This window comes from Brasilonema sp. UFV-L1, from assembly GCF_012912105.1.
Classification (GTDB): Bacteria; Cyanobacteriota; Cyanobacteriia; order Cyanobacteriales; family Nostocaceae; genus Brasilonema.
The window spans coordinates 34,883-41,097 of record NZ_QMEA01000049.1 but is presented as its reverse complement, the minus strand read 5'-3'; the positions used below and the strand labels follow the sequence as shown (position 1 = coordinate 41,097).

6 protein-coding genes and 1 pseudogene are annotated in these 6,215 nt (G+C 42.0%); 4 read left to right on the top strand and 3 right to left on the bottom strand.

What is annotated here, in order from left to right:
• Positions 1 to 192: 192 nt before the first annotated feature.
• On the bottom strand, positions 193 to 318 hold the full coding sequence (locus tag DP117_RS36970) for a hypothetical protein (RefSeq protein WP_282440285.1): 126 nt from the start codon (positions 316 to 318) through the stop codon (positions 193 to 195).
• A 386-nt stretch (positions 319 to 704) separates the two neighbouring features.
• Here DP117_RS36970 and DP117_RS15885 point away from each other — a divergent pair, with 386 nt between their 5' ends.
• Complete coding sequence (locus tag DP117_RS15885) at positions 705 to 932, top strand: addiction module protein (RefSeq protein ID WP_169219263.1); 228 nt, start codon at positions 705 to 707, stop codon at positions 930 to 932.
• Positions 922 to 1,224 (top strand): type II toxin-antitoxin system RelE/ParE family toxin, encoded by a 303-nt coding sequence (locus DP117_RS15880; RefSeq protein WP_211176143.1) that lies wholly within the window; start codon positions 922 to 924, stop codon positions 1,222 to 1,224. The genes DP117_RS15885 and DP117_RS15880 overlap by 11 nt, the downstream gene beginning before the upstream one ends.
• An 81-nt stretch (positions 1,225 to 1,305) precedes the next feature.
• On the opposite strand, the gene miaB is transcribed toward DP117_RS15880, so the two are convergent.
• Positions 1,306 to 2,667 carry a tRNA (N6-isopentenyl adenosine(37)-C2)-methylthiotransferase MiaB gene (gene miaB, locus DP117_RS15875; RefSeq protein WP_169219267.1) on the bottom strand — a complete coding sequence of 454 codons (1,362 nt, stop codon included), beginning with the start codon at positions 2,665 to 2,667 and terminating at the stop codon, positions 1,306 to 1,308.
• Positions 2,668 to 3,160: 493 nt separating this feature from the next.
• Between miaB and DP117_RS15870 the strand changes: the two genes are divergently transcribed.
• On the top strand, positions 3,161 to 4,213 hold the full coding sequence (locus DP117_RS15870; RefSeq protein WP_169219262.1) for a glutathione S-transferase family protein: 1,053 nt from the start codon (positions 3,161 to 3,163) through the stop codon (positions 4,211 to 4,213).
• 8 nt (positions 4,214 to 4,221) lie between these two features.
• On the opposite strand, the pseudogene DP117_RS15865 reads toward DP117_RS15870, so the two are convergent.
• Positions 4,222 to 5,127, bottom strand: a pseudogene (locus tag DP117_RS15865) (DUF3891 family protein).
• 180 nt (positions 5,128 to 5,307) lie between these two features.
• Here DP117_RS15865 and DP117_RS15860 point away from each other — a divergent pair.
• Positions 5,308 to 6,132, top strand: coding sequence for a hypothetical protein (locus tag DP117_RS15860; RefSeq protein WP_211176142.1), 825 nt, complete (start codon positions 5,308 to 5,310; stop codon positions 6,130 to 6,132).
• Positions 6,133 to 6,215: the final 83 nt, after the last annotated feature.

Here is a 6,215-nt window from a genome sequence, read left to right as displayed (position 1 = left end):
TGTCCATTTTTGTCGGAGCGCGTAGCGAGCCGTAGGCTGGGGAAAGCCCAACCCCACACTGTACTTTGAAAAAGTCAGTGTGGGATGAATGGCGGGACAGAAAACCCATCTACTTACAGAATCCCGGCTCAAGTAGTTCATAGGAAGTCGCTAAGAAGCGAATTCGTCGCAGACAGCATGGTGCTTAGAAAGCTAGGTATTATACCAGGGACAAAACAAAATATTAGGATAGTTAGCGATCGCCCGTGCTGAACTTATAAAAACTTCATGTTCTCCCGAACGATCACCAGAGAGTAAGTCGATTCGCAGCTTCGTCATCTGAAATACCTCCATAACCTTCAAACTCAGATACTGCAACACATCTAAGGGAAGTTACTCTATATTTTTTCTCTTGTTTTTTTGATTGAGTTATACGCCGCCGAGATTATGAAAATAATACAAATGACTAAAAGTCTTGTCAAGTCGTCATTTATTGACGCTATTCTCAACAGAGAAAATTACTTTACAATTTTCGTAAATATTTGTAATTGCAAATTTCAAAAGTAAATTAATATTTTCATGAGTTTTGTTTATATAAATAGCGAGAAGTTAGAAGTCTATTTTTCCTTGAAACATCCCAAAAGCTTCTCAAAGCACCATTCTGAGGCATCAGTGTTACCGTGATAGACTTAGAACAAAATGGGTATTAACTAAACGAGGTTGGTATGAATGCAGAGTTCCAAAAGGTTTTTGAGTTAACCGTCTCGGAAAAATTGCAGCTTGTTGAAGACTTATGGGACAGTATTGCTTTGGTGTCCGATCAAATTCCTGTGCTTGATTGGCAAAAACAAGAGCTTGCGAAAAGAAAAGCCATGTACTTACAGAATCCCGACTCAGGTAGTTCATGGGAAGTCGCTAAGGAGCGAATTCGTAGCAAACAGCATGGTGCTTAGAAATCTGATTATTCTGCCAGAGGCAGAACAAGATGTAGCTGGGGCTTACATCTGGTATGAAGAACAGGAACTTGGCTTGGGTGAAGAGTTTCTTCGTTGTGTTGATGCTTGTATTCAGTTGATCCGGCGAAATCCACAGATGTATCGGGTAGTTCACGAAAGTTATAGAAGAGCTGTAGTTCGGCGCTTTCCTTACGTTATTTTTTATGAGCATTCGGACACTACGATTATTGTCTACGCAGTTTTCCACTGTTCTCAAGATCCAAAGAAATGGCGTAGTCGGCTACCATAAGAGCTCATCCAGTTCACCTGCGTTACTAGCTACAACGCAGAAGAAGCAGATGGTATGCAGCTTCTTCTAGCAATTTACCTTTTACACTGACACCGCTTGGCGCACTTCCACTTCACCTGTCAAGCTAAAGGCACGAACTTCAGTAATTTTGACTTTAACCAACTTGCCTTTGAGTTCATTGATATCACCAGCAAAGAAAGTCAGACGGTTTCCGCGTGTGCGTCCCATCACTTGAGTTTTGTCTTTGGGGTTTTGGTCTTCCACTAGGACTTCTTCAACGCGTCCCATATAACGCTGCGATCGCTCGGCTGCTTTAGTACCAACCAGATGATTGAGCTGTTGCAGGCGATCGCTCTTAGTTTCTTCACTCAATTGCTCATCCCAAATCGCTGCTGGTGTTCCAGGGCGTGGAGAATACGCTGCTGTATTCAACTGGTCAAAACCAATATCTTCTACCAATTTGAGAGTATTTTTAAACTGTTCTTCTGTCTCCCCTGGAAAACCGACAATCGCATCAGCACTAATTGACGCATCTGGCATATACTGTCGAATTGTATCAATAATCCGGCGATATTTCTCGTGAGTGTAACCCCGACTCATGCGTTTTAGGACTTCGTTGTCCCCAGATTGGAAGGGAATGTGGAAGTGTTCACACACCTTGGGTAATTCCGCGCAAGCTTTGATGAGTCTTTCTGTGAAATAACGGGGGTGAGAAGTTGCAAACCGAATTCTTTCAATTCCCGACACATCATGAATATAGTAAAGTAAATCAGTCAAAGTATGGAGATGGCGACCTTCAGGCGTCACTCCCGGTAAATCTCGCCCGTAAGCATCAATATTTTGACCGAGTAAGGTAACTTCTTTATAACCAAGCCGCCCAATTTCTTCAATTTCTGCCCGAATTGCTTGCGGTGTACGGGATTGCTCAACACCCCGTACATTCGGAACCACACAGTAAGTGCAGCGTTCATTACAGCCGTAAATCACATTTACCCAAGCACTCACATGACTATCTCGTCGCGGCTTGGTGATATCTTCCATAATGTGAACTGGCTCAGTGGCGACAACTTGGTTACCATCAAAAACTTGTTGTAGCAAATCTTTCAGGCGGTTAGTGTGTTGAGGTCCCATCACCAAATCTAATTCTGGCACACGCCGCAACAGTACTTCTCCTTCCTGCTGAGCAACGCAACCTGAAACAATGATGGTTAGGTCTGGTTGTTCATGCTTGCGCTTTGCTTGTCTTCCTAGATAAGAATAGACTTTTTGCTCAGCATTATCACGTATAGTGCAGGTATTGTAGAGAATCAAAGAAGCTTGATTTGGGTCTTCTGACCACTCAAAGCCCATGTCTTCTAAGATGCCAGCCATACGTTCTGAGTCGGCTTTGTTCATTTGGCAACCGAAGGTGGTGATGTGATAGCGACGGGATGAAGTGGTCATGGTAACTACAGACAGAATACGATAGCGAATTGCACTACTGAAAATTATAGATTTTCGAGATTCAGAAATGTCGCAAGAGTCATCTTCGCTGAATCTTTGATTCATCCGAACATTTTTCACTAACTTTTGTGTGAATTCAATATATTAAGTTTCTAAACGATCACCGGATAATCACTGCAATCTTAGGTTTTAGCCTCTATAATGAAATATTTTATATACAAAGTTTAGTGAAACAGGATAATCATCAGCAAGTCTCACATTATAATATCGTTTTAGGAAGGAATGATAGGGACAAAAGCTACCATTACTTGCAGTACAATCAGATAAAAACAAACAAAGCTCAAGTGTGCTGGTGCCAAGCGAATCAATCCATTACAGTGGGAGAGGTGGTTCGAGGTAAATTGCAGCCCTCAGAAAATGAATTGCCGACTTGTGAACATCAAGCAGACTCTCTACCTACACTGCTAGTAGAAGAATAGCTAATTGAGTTATCATGTCACATTCACCAGCACTAGACAAAAAAATCAAAACTAAAAAGGGTAAGTCACTTCCTCCAAAGCTCATCATAAAGCTAGGAAAATTTGTTTGGACGACTCTTTGGCATATGATGATGTCGAAACTAGCTCCCCGTAACAAGTCAGGTGAGTACATTCGACCAAGCAGCGAATTTAGAAACTCTGTTGGAACAGACCAAGGGAATGTGTATCAACCAGCAGTAGGGCGTTATAATCTGATAGCAGGGCTGGGTTGTCCGTGGGCACATCGTACTCTTGTTGTGCGATCGCTCAAAGGACTAGAACAAGCAATCTCGCTCACAATTGTCTCACCTTCTCCAATTGAAGGAGGTTGGGTGTTTAACCAAGAATATGAAGGTTGTCGCCTGCTCGCCGAATTGTACGAATTAGCAGAACCTAGCTACGGTGGACGCTTTACAGTTCCAGTGTTATGGGACTCCCAGACAAAGACGATTGTTAACAACGAAAGTGCAGAGATTATTGTGATGCTAAACTCACAGTTCAACGAGTTCGCAAAGAATCCTACACTAGACCTCTACCCACAGGAACTCAAAGAAAAGATTGACCAGTGGAATGAAAAAATTTACGCCAGTGTAAATAACGGTGTGTATCGTTGCGGCTTTGCCCAGACACAAGAAGCTTATAACAAAGTTTATCAAGAACTATTCACCACTCTTGATGAAATTGACACAGCGCTGAATACCAGTCGATACCTTTGTGGGGATACTGTCACACTGGCAGATGTCCGTTTATTCACAACATTATTCCGGTTTGATACTGTATACTACGGACTTTTTAAGTGCAACCGCAAAAGAATTCACGATTATCAGAACCTGGGACCTTACCTGCGTGACTTGTATCAGCTTAAAGGTGTCGCTGACACCTGTGACTTGGAGAGTGTTAAGCGAGATTATTACGGAAATTTGTTTCCACTCAATCCAGGCGGTATCATCCCGTCTGGTCCTGATCCAATGTTTCTTCAACAACCACATAGTCGCGACAAGATAAGCAAGCAAGCAAATCCTGTATAAAAAGCTTCCTACTCTGGTTGCAAAGTCGTGCTCAGAGTCACGGGGGTCTTACACGTACCAGGAACAGGGCAGGCTTTATTTATTGATCTGTCTACCCCATGATGAATCGTGGGGCTTGGAAGCCTGCCCTGTTCCTGGCGGGGACAATGCGTCACCGCACAATCACCCATTAAAGCCTCTCGCATCGCTTTCTCATCGTCAAAAGTTTGCTGTAGAAGCCGTCCCTCGTAAACAAGTTCTACCTGAGTGTGTTGAAAAGGCCAAGGAAATACTGTGACTTGATGATGGTTATCTTTGACTTCTTTCAAAGTCAGTTTGACAGTAGTTTCACCGTCAATTGTTGGTACCTGAGGAACTTCTGCTTGCGAAATCAATTCTTGACATAAGAGAATTGATAGTGCATCCCATATCCCTATCAGCTTTCTATTATGCGAAATCACTTCTGGTTTTGTGTGTGGTGCATAATATTGATCATTTTTAAGAAAAGCAATCAGTTGTTCTTGGAAGGCATACTCACCCTCTAAAAAATCCTGCACAATTTGAGAGGAAGTTGCTGAGTTCTGCCAACTTGTAAATCGTTCATATAAACCTGTTCCGTGAAGTGAGACAAGAAGTGCTACATATCTACCCAAAGGAAGTGCGAGTTGTTTAGCACTAGACCAAATGTTTATATGCTCCTGCGTTGACAGTTCCATGAATTTATGAGGATAGCCAGTTTGCGGGTTCAGCGTCGGTGCTTGTTCCCAAACAAGCTAACCAATATCATGTAGTTCCGCACCTAAACAGACTTCTTTTTTTGGAGCAAATTCACCAAAGTCTTCATTCCCCCAAACTTGTGCAAGTTGACCGCAAAGCCAAGCGTGATTTGGTTGAGTGATGCAAATAAGTCCTTGTTTTGTTAAACGATGCAGCATAAGTAGAAAGCACAAAACATTGTTCTACTCTTTATTCTGAACTAATCGCCGAAACAAAAAACCTATGCTAAATGAATGTAACGAAAGCTATTCAAATCTTCTACTAGATATTTCTTACTCTGACACAGACATCTTTTTGGAGCTAGACCTCAAGCTGTCAACAGATGTATATAAAACAATATGAAACTTAAAATCCCAGCTTGGAATTTGGTCATGTTCAAGCGACTTTTATTAGTATTATGTTGTACCATTGCAGGTACTGGTGCTGTTTTCTTTTTCTTTTGGCAACAAGCAACTCAGCTACCAGCTGAGTACTCAAATCCATTCACAACAACAAGTTCGCCTCCGAAAGCTGACCAAAATCAAACCCCTCTTCAACCATCACAACAGGAAGTTTTAAGTAAAATTTCTGACCATCTCAAAAAAGGAAATGCGAAAGGTGAAGTGCAACTAGATGCAAATGAAGTCAATACGCTTATTCTTTCAGGAATTGCTCAAACGACAGATAAAAGTCGGCTGGCTCAAGCAGTTGTTAGGACAAAAACTCAAATTCAAGATGGCAAAATCTCCGCAGGTGCTGTGATAGATTTGAGAACAATTCCCTTAAACGAGTTGCAATCGGAGGAACAAGTCGCGATTTCCAAGTTACTATCGACTGTGCCCATCTTAAGATATCGCCCCGTATACATAGAGGTTGAAGGAAAACCCAAGGTGTACAATCAACAAGTCAGCTTGGATGAGACAACCCGCATTAAGTTTGGCAATCTCAGCTTAACCCTCTCTGATATGTATCAACGTTTTGGGCTTTCTGAAGAACGCCTCAACCAACAAGTTGCAAAAGAATTGAAAAAACTTCCAGTTGAGGTGAAAGAGGTTGAAGTTATGGGCGATCGCCTTATCGTTCGTGGTCAATTACGAAAATCGGAAGCTTTATTATTACCTCCTCATCCTCTACACCTCTCTAACGAGGTAGAACATAGCATGAACCAGGGAAATGGTAGCTAAGTCACACCATGACCAAAACAATTCAAAATATGGCACTCCGTGCCATAGTACCACAAAACAGCGATCAAAATTAATGATCTACA

Bases quoted from the DNA above. Each gene is read 5' to 3' on its own strand.
- DP117_RS15870 (WP_169219262.1), top strand. From the start codon at position 3,161: ATGTCACATTCACCAGCACTAGACAAAAAAATCAAAACTAAAAAGGGT.
- DP117_RS15860 (WP_211176142.1), top strand. From the start codon at position 5,308: ATGAAACTTAAAATCCCAGCTTGGAATTTGGTCATGTTCAAGCGACTT.
- DP117_RS36970 (WP_282440285.1), bottom strand. From the start codon at position 318: ATGACGAAGCTGCGAATCGACTTACTCTCTGGTGATCGTTCGGGAGAA.
- DP117_RS15885 (WP_169219263.1), top strand. From the start codon at position 705: ATGAATGCAGAGTTCCAAAAGGTTTTTGAGTTAACCGTCTCGGAAAAA.
- miaB (WP_169219267.1), bottom strand. From the start codon at position 2,667: ATGACCACTTCATCCCGTCGCTATCACATCACCACCTTCGGTTGCCAA.
- DP117_RS15880 (WP_211176143.1), top strand. From the start codon at position 922: ATGGTGCTTAGAAATCTGATTATTCTGCCAGAGGCAGAACAAGATGTA.